The following is a 14,234-nucleotide window of genomic DNA, read 5'->3' as shown; positions in this document are numbered from 1 at the left end:
TCGCCGGTTTGACGCATGTCAAACCGACCGCATTCAGTCATCGCGCAAGATGCGCTCGCCCTCGGCCTCCAGGTCCTCGAACTGGCCGCGCTGGATCGCCCACCACAGTCCGCCCAGGACAAAAAACACCAGGGCGACCGACAGCGGGATCAACAGGTACAGAATCTCCATCACGCACCTTTCAGGGAGGGCTCGGCCCGCGCGGCGGCGGGGCGCGTCAGGCGCAGCGCGTTGAGCACCACCAGCAGGGAACTGGCGGCCATGCCCAGACCAGCCGCCCAGGCCGGCAGCAGCCCGGCCACGGCCAAGGGAATGCAGGCGGCGTTGTAGGCCACGGACCAGGCGATGTTCTGCCGCACGATGCGCAAAGTGCGCCGAGCGATGGTCTGCGCCTGCACCACGCTGTCCAGATGCTCGCCCAGCACCACAAAATCGGCCCGCGCACGGGCCAGCGGCACGGAAGGACCAAAAGCGAAGGACACCTGGGCACCCGCCAGCGCCGGGCCATCGTTCAGCCCATCGCCAACCACGGCCACCCTGCGGCCCTGGGCCTGCAGCTGTCGCAAGGTCGTTAACTTGTCATCTGGCGCGCACGCACCCCGCGCATCTGCCAGGTCCAGCCCCAGTTCGCGCGCCACGCGCGCCACCGGCGCCGGCGCGTCGCCCGACAACATGCGCACCGCCAGGCCCTGCTCGCGCAGGGCAGCGACCGTTGCACCTGCGTCCGGCCGGATTTCCTCGCCGAATTCAAAAGTGGCCAACCAGCCCTGCTCGTCCGAGAGCATGGCATGCGGCCCGAACACGGCCTGCGCAGGTACCCCGCAATGCAAGGGCGAACCAAGGCGCAAGGCGCGTCCGTCCACCGTGCCCGTCAGGCCCCGGCCGCTGTGTTCCCTCAGGTTCTCGACCGGGGTGACGTCTTGCGCCGCGGTGGTGGCCTTGACCAGGGCCCGCGAGAGCGGGTGCAGGGACTGGCGTGCCAGCGCCGCGCCCCAGGCCAGGGCCAGGCCCCGTGTCAGGCCCTCGCGGGTGCGCACGGCCTGCAGGGTCAGGGCGTCGCTGGTCAGGGTGCCGGTCTTGTCGAACACCACCGTGTCGACACTGGCCAGGGCTTCGAGCGCCGAGAGCCGGCGCACCAGCACGCCCTGGCGCGCCAGCGTGCCCGCGGCCGCCAGCAAGGCCGCCGGCGTGGCCAGGGTCAACGCGCAGGGACAGGTGACGATGAGCACGGCCACGGCCACCATCAGGGCATGGCCTGGCCCGCCCTGCCCTGTTGCGGCATCGACCTGCCACCAGTAGACCGCTGCCCCGGCAGCCGCCAGCAGCACGACGATCAGGAAAGGCCGTGCCAGTCGATCCACCAACTGCGCCATGCGCGGCCGGCTGGCCTCGGCCTGCTCCATCAGGGCGACGATCTGCGCGTAACGCGTGTCCTTGCCCACGCGCTCGACCCGCATCAGCACCGGCGCCGCCAGGTTGTGGCTGCCCGCGATGAGGGCGTCACCCGGACCGCGCTTGAGCGGCCGCGATTCGCCGGTGAGCAAGGCTTCGTCGACCTGGGTGCTGTTGTGCGGCAGGCCCTCGAGCAGCACACCGTCGGCAGGGAAGGCCTCCCCGGGCAGCACACGCAGCAGGTCGCCCACGCGCACGCGGTGCAAGGCGACCCGCTCGTAACGCGGTTCCCCGTCAGGACTTGCCTCGTCACGGGTCTGGCGCAACACGCTCTCGGGCAGGCGGTTCATCAGGGCGTCCAGTGCGCCGGCCGTGCGGTTGCGCAGGCGCAGCTCCAGCCAACGCCCGGTCAGCAGGAAGCAGACGAACATGGTCAGCGAGTCGAAATAGACCTCGCGCCCGAAGATGCCCTGTGGCTCGAAGGTGCCCAGGGTGCTGACGACGAAGGTGATGCCCATGCCCAGGGCCACGGGCACGTCCATGCCGATGCGTAGGCTGAGGCGACCTTGCCTGAAACCACTCGTCAGGTCACGCCAAGCCGCCGAGAAGAAGGGACCGCAGCAAAACAGCATGACCGGCAAGGTGAGCACCCAGCTGGCCCAGCGCAGCAGTTGCTCCTGCTCGCCCGTGAGGTCCCCCATGGCCGAGCCCGGCCCAGCCACGTAAGCCGGCCACGCGTACATCATGACCTGCATCATGCAGAAGCCCGACACCAGCCAGCGCCACAAAGCGCCGCGCGATTCGCGGCGACGGCGCTCGCTGGCAAACAGATCCTGCGCGGGCACGGCGCGGTAACCCGCAGCCTGCACCGCCTCCAGCCACTGGGAGGGGCGGGCCACGCCGGCGCGCCAGCGCAGGCGCGCGCGCTGGCTGCCGGCGCTCACGCTGACGGTTTCCACGCCCGGCAGATGGCGCAGTGCATCTTCCACGTTGAGAGCACAGGCGGCGCAGTACATGCCCTCGATCGCGAGGCGAGACTCCCACAGGAGCGTATTGGCCCGATCCGGCGCCACATCGGCCGGACCCTGCTCAGACAGCGGGCGGCCGAAAGCGGGCCAGAACTGGGGGTCATCCACCAAGGCACACGCGTCGGCGGCACTGGATGCGGCGTAGGCAACCGTGGGAAAGGCACAGGAGGCAGTGGCGGCGGCGTCGGAAGCGGAAGACGCCTCCAGGGGACCTGCCGCGACAGGCGATGCTCCAACGGCAAGGGCTGACGTCATGGACGGCAAGCGTAAGGGCAGCGGCATGAAGATGATTTGATGCAAATCAAATCTTCATGGCAAGCCCTGGCGGGTTTCGTGTGCCCCGCCCGCGCCTACATCCGGGTAGATTTGTCCTCGTTGGCCGCTTCGCGAGCCGTGTTTTCCCTGAGCGGACTTTCCCGGGTGGTGCGCTCCTGCTCCCGCGCGCGGCTCGAGCTCATAGCCTGGCCCACCGCCTCGCCCAGCTCGATCACGGCCAGGGCGTAATAGCTGCTCCAGTTGTAGCGTGTCACGGCGTAGAAATTTTCCGTGCCCGCCACGTAACTGGGGGAGTAGGCCCCGTTCTGCAGCTCCACCAGCGCCAGCGGGCCTTCGTGCTGACGTGCATCGTGCCCAAGCAACACGCCCATGGCGGAAAACTGCTCCACCGCGAAGGTGGGCTTGATGTCCGGCGCCAGCAACATGGGCAGGTCCAGCACGGCGTAATCGAAACTGACGGCGTAATGCGTGGGCATGCCGGGTTTCCAGTTGAAGGACTTGAAGTAGTTCGCCACCGAACCGATGGCATCGGCCACGCTGCCGCTCAGGTCCACCGTGCCGTCGCCGTCGAAATCCACGCCGTAACGCGCCCAGTTGGAGGGCATGAACTGGGGGATACCGAGGGCGCCCGCGAAACTGCCGCGCGGCTGAAACGGGTCTAGCTTCGCGGCATGGCATTTCTTCAGGAAGGCGGCGAGTTCTTCGCGGAAAAAAGCCGTGCGGGCGGCAGCGCGGGGGTGCGCGGTGGGAAAGTCCAGCGACAGGGTCGTCAAGGCTTCGATCACGCGGAAGTTGCCGGTATTGCGCCCGTAATAGGTTTCCACGCCGAGGATGCCGACGATGATTTCCTCCGGCACGCCGTACTCCGCCGAAGCACGCGCCAGCAGCGCTTCATGCTGGCGCCAAAACGCCACGCCCGCGCCGATGCGCTGGGTCTGCAGGTAGTTGCCGCGGTACTGCTGCCAATCCCGCGCGCGGCTGCCTGGCGTGGGCGGCAGCACACGCTCCATGGCCTGCGGTACCTGGCGCACCCGCGCGATCTGGCGACGCACCCAGGCCCGGTCCAACCCTTGTTCGGCGGCGATCTGGTCGGCCAGTTTCATGGCATCCGCGCGCTTCGCGTAGCTCGGGCCTGTGCCATCCACCCAGGAGGGCAGGCGGCGCAGCGGCACAGTGGGCGCGATGCGGGGCGTGGTCGGGGCTTGGGCCGACGCAGACTGGGAGGCAGCGCTTGCGGAAAGCTTTGCCTTTGCAGCGGTGTGTGCACCACCCTGCGCTTGCGCCCCCCCGGCGCTCCAGCACATCACCACGCCCAGCAGCCAGCCCAGCGGCATGAAGGGCCGAGGCGACAAGATCGAGCGAGGCGACAACGAGAACAGCGGCACGGGAAACAAGGACAAGAAAGACGGCGGGCGGACGGCATCCATTGTCAACGGGAATGCGCCGCGCCGCCAGTCTTGCGGGCCAGATTTACACGCCGGCCAGGGGCGATGTGCGCATCTTGCACAATCCAGCCTCACTTCCCTGTCATTTTCCTTTTCGATGGACCTGTCCCCATGAGCATCCATACCAAACTCCAGCAACTTGGCATCACCCTGCCCCCAGTCGCCGTTCCCGCCGCCGCCTACCTGCCCTATGTGCAAACCGGCAAGTTGGTCTTCCTCAGCGGACACATCGCCAAGAAGGAGGGCAAGCCCTGGGTCGGGCAACTGGGCAAGACCATGGGCACCGAGGAAGGCAAGGCTGCCGCGCGCGCCATCGCCATCGACCTGCTGGGCACGCTGCAGGCGGCCTGCCAGGCCAACGGCGGTGATCTGAACCGCGTCGCGCGCATCGTCAAGGTCATGTCCCTGGTCAACTCCACGCCGGATTTCACCGAGCAGCACCTGGTAACCAACGGCGCGAGCGAACTGTTCGCGGAAATCTTCGGCGACAAAGGCGCGCATGCGCGCAGCGCCTTCGGCGTGGCACAGATCCCCTTGGGTGCCTGTGTGGAAATCGAGCTGATCGCCGAACTGGCCTGAGAGCGGCTCGGTCGCTGGTCTGCGCGAGACGGATCAGTTCGGGCCAGTCTTACGCCTGGATTCAGCCCGAGTTGCTGCCGGCGCTGCCTGGCATGCGCGTGTTCAACCCGCCCCGCTGCCAAGGCAAGCACGCGATTCCAGCACCGCAAAGCTCAGTCGGCGCGCGCCTGCAGCACCGGCAACGGGGTTGCGGGAGGCAGGGCCTGTGCGCGGCCGACGGAAAGGTCGGTGGCCTGGAGCGCCGCCTGGACGTGGTGCATCCCAGCCAGCTTGAACACCGCCACGGCACGGGCCAGTTGGCCCGACTGCTCGTGCATGCTTTGCGCGGCGGCGGCGCTTTCCTCGACCAGGGCTGCGTTCTGCTGGGTCATCTGATCCAGGTTGGTGATGGCCGCATTGACCTGGGCGATGCCCGCGCTCTGGTCGCTGGCCGCCGCGGTGATTTCACCGATCACATCGGTCACGCTGCGCACCGAGCGCACGATCTCGTCCATGGTGTCACCGGCTTGGCCCACCAGGCGCGCGCCGGCATCCACCCGCTCCACGGACGCGCCGATCAACGCCTTGATTTCCTTGGCGGCTTCGGCGCTGCGACCGGCCAGGCTGCGCACCTCGCCCGCCACCACCGCGAAACCCCGTCCCTGCTCACCGGCGCGCGCGGCTTCCACCGCCGCGTTCAGGGCCAGGATATTGGTCTGGAAGGCGATGCCATCGATCACGCCGATGATGTCGTTGATGCGCCGGCTGCTGGCATTGATCTCGTCCATGGTGCTGACCACTTCATGCACCACCGCCCCGCCCTTCTCCGCCACGCTGGAGGCCTGCGCGGCCAGGGTGGAGGCCTGGCGCGCGTTGTCGGCGCTGTGCTGCACATTGGCGGTGAGCTGCGCGATCGCCGAGGCCGTGGACTGCAGGTCGGTCGAGGTCCGCTCGGTCCGCATGGACAGGTCGTTGTTGCCGTTGGCGATCTCGGCACTGGCGCTGCTGATGCTCTCGCTGCTCTGGCGCACCTGCCGCACCATTTCGGCCAATGACTCGTTCATGCGCGCAAGCGACTTCATCAGGGCGCCGAATTCATCGCCGCGCGTCACGTTGATGTGCGTGCTCAGGTCGCCCTCGGCGATGCGGGCCGCCAGCGCGTTGGCTTCCTCCAACGGCTGGCGTATGGAGCGGATCAGCACCGCGGCACCAATCAACACGAACAGGAAGAACAGCGCGATGAATCCACCGGCGATCTTGAGCGTGAGGGCACGCGCCGCGCTCACCTCCTCGGCGTAGGCGAGTTCCGCGCGCTGCGCGACATCCACCATCTCCCGCAGGGCGGCCACATAGTTCTGCACGGCCGGCATGTACTGCTGGTCCATCAAGGTCTGCGCCCCATAGCTGTCACCGCCGCTCTTGGCGGCAAAGGTGGCCTCGCGCACCTTGAGCATGGCGGCCCGCAGGCGGGTGATCTTTTCGGCCTGCGCCTTCTCCTCCGCGCTGAGCACCGCGCCCTCGATGACTTTCTCGATCTCGGAAATGCGCGCCGAGGTTTCCTTGATTTCCTTGGCCAGGCGTTCTTCCACGCTGGGATCAAAGGTCTGGATCATGGCCACCGTGCGCACGGCATTGGCTTCGGTCAGACCGGCCCAACCGCTGGCGGCACGTCCACGTTCGTTCAAGGCCTTCTGCATCGCATCGCTCTCCGCCTGCAAGCGCGCCGAACGCACGGCGGCGAAAGACAGGAGGGCCAGCAGCGTCACGATCATCACCGCCACGCTCAGCCAAAGCTTGGTTGATACTTGCATGTTTCTGAAATTCATCCCACAGCTCCTGAGAAACGCCCGGCCGCCTGATATGGCGACATGGACACGAGCGACCCGAAACGGCTCTTTCTGCAACCAGTCCAGGGAGGATTTTGCACCGCACCTGTATCGCGGTCGTTACACACTCGAGCGATCAAAGCCCAGCGGCGTGCAAAAGTTCAGACTTGGCGCCTTCAATCCAGGCGCCGGATGCGCTGCTGCGCCACCCGCGCGAGGTCGCTGGCGTCGACCAGCCCGGGCGCAATTTCGGCGAGCGGCAGCAATACGAAAGCTCGATCACGCATGCGCGGATGGGGCAGGGTCAGCACGGAGTCGTCCTGCCGCAGCGTGCCGTACAGCAGCAAGTCCAGATCCAGGGTGCGCGGGGCGTTGCGGTACGGACGCTCGCGGCCAGCCGCCTGTTCCAGTTGCTGCAGCGCCCCCAGTAGCTCAAAAGGCGCGAGACGGGTGTCGAGCTGGGCCACCGCGTTCCAGAAGTCTGGTCCCTGGGCGTCCACCGGCGCGCTGCGGTACAGGGAAGACGCGCGCACCAGTCGGGTCTGGGGCAGGCGGTCCAACTCGGCCAGGGCCGCTCGCACCGTCTCCCGTGCTTCGCCCAGATTGGCCCCGAGGCCGACGTAGGCGGTCTGCGTCGGCCTGAGGTTCACGCCGCGTCGTCCGGAGCGGGGCCGGAGCCGCCCTCCTCGCGCCGACCGGCCGGACGCCGACGACGGCGGCGGCGTTTTTTCGCGGGGGCGGTGGCGTCGGCAGCATCACCGAGGCCCGTGGACGGGCCATCGGCTTCGTCATCCGCGCCGTCGTCGTCCTCATCCCCGTCGGTGCGCCGCGCCGGGCTCGCCGCCTGATCCGGCGGCGGTGCGCGACGCATGCCGCCGCGTTTGTCACCGGGCTTGGCGCTGGCACGCGTGGCACTGGTCTTTTGCTGCTCGGCCTTGGCCAGCGCGATCAGGTCCTCGCGCGCGTCGTCGCTGCCGGTGCTGAAGTCTTCCCACCAGTCGGCCAGGGCGGTGGGCACCTCGCCCACCTCGGCGCGCAGGCGCATGAAATCGAAACCGGCGCGAAAACGCGGCTGCTCAACCAAGCCATAGGGACTACCGCCCACGCGCTTGTCGAAACGCGGCTGCATCAGCCAAATCTCGCGCATGTCGGCGCCCAGCTTGCCGCGGCCCGACACGTCACCGATGCGCGCGTCGAAGACCTCGTCGATGGCGTCCTGCAAGGCCGCTTGCGGCGTTTGCCGTTTCAGGCGCGCGGACCAGCCTTCGCGCACGTCGGCCCAGAGCACGCAGGCCAGCAGGAAGCTGGGCGCCACGGGCTTGTCCTCGCCAACCCGGCGATCAGTGTCCTCCAGCGCGGCGCGCACGAAAGGCTGCTGCGCGCGCTCGACCACGAGGTCCAGCAAGGGGTAGATGCCGCGCGCCAGGCCCAGCTTTTCCAGTTGCGCCACCGTGGCCAGGGCGTGGCCGGTCTGCAGCAGCTTGAGCATTTCGTCGAAGAGACGGCTTTGCGGCACGTCGGCCAGCAGGGCGCGCATTTCCTTGAGCGGCCGGCCCGTGCCCGCCTCCAGCTTGAAGCCAAGCGCGGACAGTTTGGCGGCGAAACGCACGGCGCGGATGATGCGCACCGGGTCCTCGCGGTAACGCGTGGCCGGGTCGCCGATCATGCGCAGCACGCGCTTCTTGGCGTCCTTGAAACCACCGTGGTAGTCGACCACGATTTCGGTCGCGGGATCGTAGTACATGGCGTTGACGGTGAAGTCACGGCGCGTGGCGTCCTCGTCCTGCGGGCCCCAGACGTTGTCACGCAGCACACGGCCAGAGGAATCCACCGCGTGCTTCATGCCCGCGAGTTCGCTCTTGCTGGTGCGTTCGTTGCCCTTGACCTGCTCGGCGGCGGCGTTGTCCATGTAGGCGCGGAAGGTCGAAACCTCGATCACCTCGTGCTCACGCCCGCGACCGTAGACCACGTGCACGATGCGGAAGCGCCGCCCGATGATGAAGGCGCGTCGGAACAGGCTCTTCACCTGCTCGGGCGTGGCGTCGGTGGCCACGTCGAAATCCTTGGGACGCAGGCCCAGCAGAAGATCGCGCACCGCGCCACCCACGATGTAGGCCTCGTGCCCCGCGTCCTGCAGGGTGCGTACCACGTCAACCGCACGCTTGTCCACGAGTTCGGGGTCGATGCCGTGTTTGGAATAGGGAATCTCCTGGCGCTGGCCAAAGTCCGGTCTGGGGCTGCTGGCGACAGCGCGCCCCTTGCCTGCGGCTTTTCTGGGGGCCGTGGCAGCCTGAGCCTTGGCGCCACCACGGCCCAGGAGCTTGTCGATGAGTTTTTTAATCATGCGGTCAGAACAATTCGAGGATGGGCCAACCCCGCGTCTGCGCCACCCTGCGCAGGCGTTCATCGGGATTGGTCGCCACCGGATGGTCGGCATTGTCCATCAGCGGCAAGTCGTTGATTGAATCGGAGTAGAAGGTCACTTCCACCCGGTCGCGTGCCAGGCCGCGCGCGCCCAGCCAGTCGTTGAAGCGGGTCACCTTGCCTTCGCGGAAGGACGGCACACCCTGGATTTCCCCGGTGATCCAAGCGTCGGGACCGTCTGCGTCGCGTGCCAGGCCCACCGCGATCAAGTGTTGCACACCCAGGCGCTCGGCGATGGGCGCAGTGACGAACTCATTGGTCGCGGTGATGATGAGCAATTCCTCGCCCGCTTCGCGATGGCGCTGCAACAGATCGAGCGCCTGCGGCAGGATGGCCGGGGCGATGACTTCTTCCATGTACTGCTCGCGCGCAGCCAGCGCACGCGCGCGCCCCTGCCGGCGCGCGGCCTCGGTAGCGAAGCGGATGTACTCGTGGATGTCCAGCGTGCCGGCCTTGTACTGTTCGTAAAAGGCGTCATTGCGCCGGGTGAACTCGTGCGGATCGGTCCAACCCAGTCGGGTGGTGAACTGGCCCCAGGAAAAATCGGAGTCCAGCGGTAGCAGCGTGTGGTCGAGGTCGAACACCGCCAATCGTTTCTTTTCTGTCATGACCATGGTTCTCAGGAAAGGCGCGCGGGGAAAGGCGCGCGGGCCTCATACTTCTTCCAGCATCGCCTTCAGCAAGGGAATGGTGATGGCGCGCTGGGTGCGCAGCGCGTAAGCATCGAGCTGACGGAGCAGTTCCATCAGGCTGCCCAGATCACGGGAAAAACGCGTCAGCATGAAGTCCGTGACGTCCTCGCCCAAGGACAAGCCGCGCGACTGCGCCGCGCGATGCAACACCGCGCGCAACTCTCCTTCCTCAAGCAACTGCAGTCCGTGCACATGGCCCCAGCCCAGACGAGTGCGCAGGTCCTCGCGCAGATTCAGTCCGGCCGGCGGGAGGTTTCCCGCGGCCATCACGGGCATGCGCGCCGCTTGCGCGTGCACGAACCAGTTGAAGGCCGTGTGCTGGCGCGCCGGAGGATACAGGTGCACATCGTCCATCAGCACGGCGGACCAGGTTTCATCGAAAGGCAGCGGCTCCTCGGTGCCCGCGTCCAACCAGCCCACGCTCGCGCCACGGGCACACAGGGCCTCACGCGCGGCCAGGAGCAGGTGGGTCTTGCCACTGCCCCCCGTGCCCCAAAGGTAGACAGGCACCGGCGGCACAGTTTGCTGATCCGCCCCCCCTTGCTCGACCCATGAGCGCAGGTGATCTAGCGCTGCATGGTTCGGACCGGGCAAGAAGCTGGCGAAGGTCGGGCCGTCGGCCAGACCAATGTCGAGCGCGATCTGCTTCATGCCTCGCCCGTGCCCGATCCATCCCGGTACAGACTGCTTCCCTGGTAACTGCGCCGCAGACGACGCGCGGCCACCAGCAGGATGGCGCTCACCGGCAGTGCGAGAAGGATGCCCACGAAACCAAACAGCTGACCAAAGGCCAGCAGGGCGAAGATCACCGCCAACGGATGCAGACCAATGCGCTCACCCACCAGACGTGGCGTCAAGTAGAAACTCTCCACCGCCTGTCCCAGACCATAGACCACGGCCAGCATCAGGGTGACGCGGCCCATGCCACCGTCCATGCCGCCGAACTCCAGCAGGCCAGCCAGCAACGCCAGCAGCAGGCCCACACCGAAACCCACGTAGGGTATGCAGACGGCCAGACCGGTGAAGACGCCAATCGGCAGTGCCAGGTCCAGCCCGAACAGGGAAAGTCCGACGCTGTAGTACACGGCGAGCACGATCATGACCAACAACTGTCCACGCAAGTAGTGACCCAGCATGTCGTCTGCCTCGCGCAGGAAACTGTCGCAGGACGCACGCAAGCGTGGCGGCACCCAATCGCGCAAGCGCCGCAGCAAGCGCTTCCAATCCAGCAGCAAGTAGTACAGGGCCACCGGTATCAGCACCAAATGGCCTAGCAAGGTCAGCGCGACACTGCCCCCGATCTGCAGGGACTTCAGCAGCGACACCATGGAGTCCTCAAGATTGCCGTTCAGATGCTTCATCAAGGCGGCCTTCAGCCCCGCCAGATCCAGGGACACGGTCACCCCCAATTGCCCCAGCAGGGGCTGCACCGCGACGTTGAGGCGATCCAGGAGCGCGGGCAGCTGCGCACGCAGCAAGGGCCACTCGCGCACCAGCACGGGCACGAGCAGCAGCAGCAGGCCCAGCACCAGCAGCAAGGCCAGCAACTCGACCAGCAACACCAGCAGCCAGCGCGGGAACTCCAAGCCGGTGAACCGCCGGACCGCACGGTGCAGTCGCTCAACCACCGGTCCCAGCACATAGGCCAGCACCGCCGCCACCGCGAAGGGGGTGAGCACGGGCCCCAGCAGCCAGAGGGCCAGGACAAACACCAGCACGATGGCGCCCCAGATCAGGGTGTTCTTGGCGGGGGTGGAAAGCGGCATGAAGAAAACAGTCGTCGCGTGAACGCGCCTTTAGAATTGCGGCTGACCGGCTCTTGGCCGGAACAAAACGCGAATTTTATTCGCCTCACCCCCGCCTCCCGATTTCACCCTTCTTTTCCCTCATGAGCACCACCCCCCTTTCGTACAAAGACGCCGGCGTTGACATCGACGCAGGAGACGCGCTGGTCGAACGCATCAAACCGCTGGCCAAGCGCACGATGCGCGAGGGTGTGCTGGCCGGCATCGGCGGCTTTGGCGCGCTGTTCGAGGTCTCGAAGAAATACAAGGAACCGGTGCTGGTTTCCGGCACCGACGGCGTGGGCACCAAGCTCAAGCTGGCTTTTGAGTGGAACATGCACGACACCGTGGGCATCGACCTCGTGGCCATGAGCGTCAACGACGTGCTGGTGCAGGGCGCGGAACCCCTGTTCTTCCTCGACTACTTCGCTTGCGGCAGGCTGGACGTGGAAACCGCCGCCGCCGTGGTCGGAGGCATCGCCAAGGGCTGCGAGGAGTCCGGCTGCGCGCTGATCGGCGGTGAAACGGCCGAGATGCCCGGCATGTATGCCGACGGCGAATACGACCTGGCGGGTTTCTGCGTCGGCGCGGTCGAAAAATCCAAAATCCTGGCCGGCCAGCATGTCCAGGCCGGCGACGTGGTGCTGGGCCTGGCCTCCAGCGGCGTGCATTCCAACGGTTTTTCGCTGGTGCGCAAGTGCATCGACCGCGCAGGCTGGAACCTGCCCCTGACGCTGGACGGCAAGCTGTTCAAGCAGGCCCTGATGACACCGACCCGCCTGTACGTGAAGAACGTGCTGGCGGCGCTGGACAAGCACCCGGCGTCCGCCGGCGGCGGCATCAAGGCCCTGGCCCACATCACCGGCGGTGGCCTGCTGGAAAACATCCCCCGCGTGCTGCCCGAAGGTCTGGCTGCTCATCTGAAAAAGGGGAGCTGGCCGCAAACCGAGCTGTTCGCCTGGCTGCAAAGGACGGCCGGCATCGACGACCACGAGATGAACCGCACCTTCAACAACGGCATCGGCATGGTCGTGGTCGCGGCGGCGGCTGACGCGCATGCCGTGGCGGCCACCTTGCGCAGCCTGGGCGAGTCGGTGCACGAGATCGGGGTGATCGGAGCCCAGGGTGCGGGTGCGCCGGTTACCTTGGCCTGAGGAATACTCAGACCACCACCCTTAGGAAAACACTCGCATGAACACATGCCTACTCGTGATCGACGCCCAGGAATCCTTCCGGCATCGCCCCTACTACACCGCGAATGACACGCCGGCCTACCTGGCCGCGCAAAACGCGCTGATCGCCGAAGCCCAGGCCCGCAACATCCCCGTCGTGCGCGTTTTCCACGTCGATGGACCGAAGCAAAGCGCCAACCACTTCGCACTCGAGTCCGGCTGCGTACGTCCCATCGAAGGCCTGGCCGACTTCGAGGCTACAGCCACCTTCCACAAATCGCGCCACAGTGCGCTGGTCGGCACGGGGCTCGAAATCTGGTTGCATCAGAACGGTATCCAGCGCATTCTTATCAGCGGCATCCGCACCGAGCAATGCTGCGAGACCACGGCCCGCCATGCCAGCGACCTCGGCTTCCAGGTGCGTTACGTGCTGGACGCCACGCTGACCTGGGACATGTCCCAACCGGACGGCACGCCCTTGACGGCCGCGCAGATCAAGGCCCGCACCGCCACGGTGCTCAAGGACCGCTTCGCCGACATCTGTACGGTGGATCAGGCCTACGCCTGAGGGACATGGGCAGGAAGCGCGCCGCGTACACGCACCACCCTTCGACCTCAGAAACTTCCCCAGGAGCCCGCCATGCTGCAACTGCGCCCCAACTGCGAATGCTGTGACCGCGACCTGCCGCCCGAGTCGACCGAGGCGCGCATTTGCTCCTTCGAATGCACCTTCTGCGCCAGCTGCGCGCAAGACCGGCTGAGTGGGCTCTGCCCCAACTGCGGCGGCGAACTGGTGCAACGCCCACGCCGCCCCGCCGCCAAGCTGGCCAACAACCCGCCCTCCAGCACCCGCGTGTTCAAGCCGCAAGGCTGCGCGCAAACAACGGCCAGTTGATTGCGCCCACGCCGGTTGGGCCCGTGATGGACGGCTCAAGGACTCCAGGCGTCGACCGGGCGAACGCTGAAACAAACTGAAAAAAACTGAAACCGGGCCGACACCACCCGGTTGCGTGCCCCGGGCACCATGACATCCATGTTCAACCCCAACGACAAGGACCTGTCATGAAACCCTGGATCAAACGCTCCCTCACTGCTTTCGCCGGCATCGCCGTGATCATCGGCGGCCTCACGGCCTGCGGGCGCGGCCCCCACGAGCGCGGCCCCATGGACCCCGAGCGCATGGCTGAGATGCGCGCCAAGGGAGTCCAGCGCGTCACCCGCGAGCTGGACCTGACGGCGGAGCAGCAGCAAAAACTGAATGTGTTGGCCGACAAGATGCAGGCTCAGCATGCGGCTTTGATGGGTCAGACCACCAACCCGCGCGCGGAAATGCAAGCCTTGGTGGCCGGTGCGAAGTTCGACCGCGCCCGCGCCCAGACCCTGCTGGACGAGAAGACCCGCGCCGTGCAAGCCCAAGGCCCGCAGGTGATCACGGCCCTGGCGGACTTCTACGACAGCCTCGACGCCAAGCAGCAAGCCGAGGTGCGCGAGCACATGGGCGAGCGCAAGCGCTGGTTCTCGCGCGACTGATGGCAATGTGGCTGGCGTTTGGGTCTGGTCGCAAGCCGACCCACCATGTTTGAAGCCGCGCCGACGCGTCGCATTTCCGACCGTCGGCGCCCCGATGTGACAATGCC

14 protein-coding genes are annotated in these 14,234 nt (G+C 66.8%); 5 read left to right on the top strand and 9 right to left on the bottom strand.

Annotation, left to right across the window (positions count from 1 at the left end):
- Nucleotides 1-33: 33 nt before the first annotated feature.
- From ccoS to mltB, 3 genes are all read right to left on the bottom strand, one after another.
- On the bottom strand, nt 34-171 hold the full coding sequence (gene ccoS / locus AZ34_RS08475; RefSeq protein ID WP_035607043.1) for a cbb3-type cytochrome oxidase assembly protein CcoS: 138 nt from the start codon (nt 169-171) through the stop codon (nt 34-36).
- Nucleotides 171-2,675 carry a heavy metal translocating P-type ATPase gene (locus tag AZ34_RS08470; RefSeq protein WP_081767315.1) on the bottom strand — a complete coding sequence of 835 codons (2,505 nt, stop codon included), beginning with the start codon at nt 2,673-2,675 and terminating at the stop codon, nt 171-173. The genes ccoS and AZ34_RS08470 overlap by 1 nt, the downstream gene beginning before the upstream one ends.
- Before the next feature lie 95 nt (nt 2,676-2,770).
- Nucleotides 2,771-3,868 (bottom strand): lytic murein transglycosylase B, encoded by a 1,098-nt coding sequence (gene mltB, locus AZ34_RS08465; protein WP_035611237.1) that lies wholly within the window; start codon nt 3,866-3,868, stop codon nt 2,771-2,773.
- Between the two features lie 384 nt (nt 3,869-4,252).
- Here mltB and AZ34_RS08460 point away from each other — a divergent pair, with 384 nt between their 5' ends.
- On the top strand, nt 4,253-4,720 hold the full coding sequence (locus AZ34_RS08460; RefSeq protein ID WP_035607036.1) for a RidA family protein: 468 nt from the start codon (nt 4,253-4,255) through the stop codon (nt 4,718-4,720).
- 152 nt (nt 4,721-4,872) lie between these two features.
- Here AZ34_RS08460 and AZ34_RS08455 read toward each other — a convergent pair whose 3' ends face one another.
- The 6 genes from AZ34_RS08455 to AZ34_RS08430 form a co-directional block, all read right to left on the bottom strand.
- Nucleotides 4,873-6,510, bottom strand: a complete 1,638-nt coding sequence (locus tag AZ34_RS08455; protein ID WP_231495492.1) for a methyl-accepting chemotaxis protein — start codon at nt 6,508-6,510, stop codon at nt 4,873-4,875.
- 191 nt (nt 6,511-6,701) lie between these two features.
- On the bottom strand, nt 6,702-7,175 hold the full coding sequence (gene folK, locus AZ34_RS08450) for a 2-amino-4-hydroxy-6-hydroxymethyldihydropteridine diphosphokinase (protein WP_035607031.1): 474 nt from the start codon (nt 7,173-7,175) through the stop codon (nt 6,702-6,704).
- Nucleotides 7,172-8,869, bottom strand: coding sequence for a polynucleotide adenylyltransferase PcnB (gene pcnB / locus AZ34_RS08445; protein WP_035607028.1), 1,698 nt, complete (start codon nt 8,867-8,869; stop codon nt 7,172-7,174). Before pcnB ends, folK begins: the two co-directional genes overlap by 4 nt.
- Before the next feature lie 4 nt (nt 8,870-8,873).
- Nucleotides 8,874-9,557, bottom strand: a complete 684-nt coding sequence (locus tag AZ34_RS08440; RefSeq protein WP_035611235.1) for an HAD family hydrolase — start codon at nt 9,555-9,557, stop codon at nt 8,874-8,876.
- Between the two features lie 45 nt (nt 9,558-9,602).
- Nucleotides 9,603-10,292, bottom strand: coding sequence for a DnaA regulatory inactivator Hda (gene hda, locus AZ34_RS08435; RefSeq protein ID WP_035607024.1), 690 nt, complete (start codon nt 10,290-10,292; stop codon nt 9,603-9,605).
- The gene (locus AZ34_RS08430; protein WP_035607022.1) at nt 10,289-11,407 is read right to left on the bottom strand and encodes an AI-2E family transporter; all 1,119 of its coding nucleotides are present in this window, start codon (nt 11,405-11,407) and stop codon (nt 10,289-10,291) included. Before AZ34_RS08430 ends, hda begins: the two co-directional genes overlap by 4 nt.
- 122 nt (nt 11,408-11,529) lie before the next feature.
- Here AZ34_RS08430 and purM point away from each other — a divergent pair, with 122 nt between their 5' ends.
- From purM to AZ34_RS08410, 4 genes are all read left to right on the top strand, one after another.
- Nucleotides 11,530-12,579 carry a phosphoribosylformylglycinamidine cyclo-ligase gene (purM, locus tag AZ34_RS08425; protein ID WP_035607019.1) on the top strand — a complete coding sequence of 350 codons (1,050 nt, stop codon included), beginning with the start codon at nt 11,530-11,532 and terminating at the stop codon, nt 12,577-12,579.
- 37 nt (nt 12,580-12,616) lie between these two features.
- Nucleotides 12,617-13,165, top strand: coding sequence for a cysteine hydrolase family protein (locus AZ34_RS08420; RefSeq protein WP_035607017.1), 549 nt, complete (start codon nt 12,617-12,619; stop codon nt 13,163-13,165).
- A 72-nt stretch (nt 13,166-13,237) separates the two neighbouring features.
- Complete coding sequence (locus AZ34_RS08415; protein WP_035607014.1) at nt 13,238-13,492, top strand: DUF1272 domain-containing protein; 255 nt, start codon at nt 13,238-13,240, stop codon at nt 13,490-13,492.
- 167 nt (nt 13,493-13,659) lie between these two features.
- Nucleotides 13,660-14,127, top strand: a complete 468-nt coding sequence (locus AZ34_RS08410; protein ID WP_035607011.1) for a Spy/CpxP family protein refolding chaperone — start codon at nt 13,660-13,662, stop codon at nt 14,125-14,127.
- The last annotated feature ends 107 nt before the right edge of the window (nt 14,128-14,234 follow it).

The organism is Hylemonella gracilis str. Niagara R, assembly GCF_000600295.1.
GTDB classification, from domain to species: Bacteria; Pseudomonadota; Gammaproteobacteria; order Burkholderiales; family Burkholderiaceae_C; genus Hylemonella; species Hylemonella gracilis_A.
Note: the sequence above shows the minus strand (reverse complement) of the source record. Positions and strands in the feature narration are given on the sequence as shown.

What these genes read in the sequence shown, in the direction of transcription:
- ccoS (WP_035607043.1), bottom strand. Translation starts at nt 171, where the DNA reads ATGGAGATTCTGTACCTGTTGATCCCGCTGTCGGTCGCCCTGGTGTTT.
- AZ34_RS08470 (WP_081767315.1), bottom strand. Translation starts at nt 2,675, where the DNA reads ATGACGTCAGCCCTTGCCGTTGGAGCATCGCCTGTCGCGGCAGGTCCC.
- AZ34_RS08460 (WP_035607036.1), top strand. Translation starts at nt 4,253, where the DNA reads ATGAGCATCCATACCAAACTCCAGCAACTTGGCATCACCCTGCCCCCA.
- AZ34_RS08455 (WP_231495492.1), bottom strand. Translation starts at nt 6,510, where the DNA reads ATGCAAGTATCAACCAAGCTTTGGCTGAGCGTGGCGGTGATGATCGTG.
- pcnB (WP_035607028.1), bottom strand. Translation starts at nt 8,869, where the DNA reads ATGATTAAAAAACTCATCGACAAGCTCCTGGGCCGTGGTGGCGCCAAG.
- AZ34_RS08440 (WP_035611235.1), bottom strand. Translation starts at nt 9,557, where the DNA reads ATGACAGAAAAGAAACGATTGGCGGTGTTCGACCTCGACCACACGCTG.
- hda (WP_035607024.1), bottom strand. Translation starts at nt 10,292, where the DNA reads ATGAAGCAGATCGCGCTCGACATTGGTCTGGCCGACGGCCCGACCTTC.
- AZ34_RS08430 (WP_035607022.1), bottom strand. Translation starts at nt 11,407, where the DNA reads ATGCCGCTTTCCACCCCCGCCAAGAACACCCTGATCTGGGGCGCCATC.
- purM (WP_035607019.1), top strand. Translation starts at nt 11,530, where the DNA reads ATGAGCACCACCCCCCTTTCGTACAAAGACGCCGGCGTTGACATCGAC.
- AZ34_RS08420 (WP_035607017.1), top strand. Translation starts at nt 12,617, where the DNA reads ATGAACACATGCCTACTCGTGATCGACGCCCAGGAATCCTTCCGGCAT.
- AZ34_RS08415 (WP_035607014.1), top strand. Translation starts at nt 13,238, where the DNA reads ATGCTGCAACTGCGCCCCAACTGCGAATGCTGTGACCGCGACCTGCCG.
- AZ34_RS08410 (WP_035607011.1), top strand. Translation starts at nt 13,660, where the DNA reads ATGAAACCCTGGATCAAACGCTCCCTCACTGCTTTCGCCGGCATCGCC.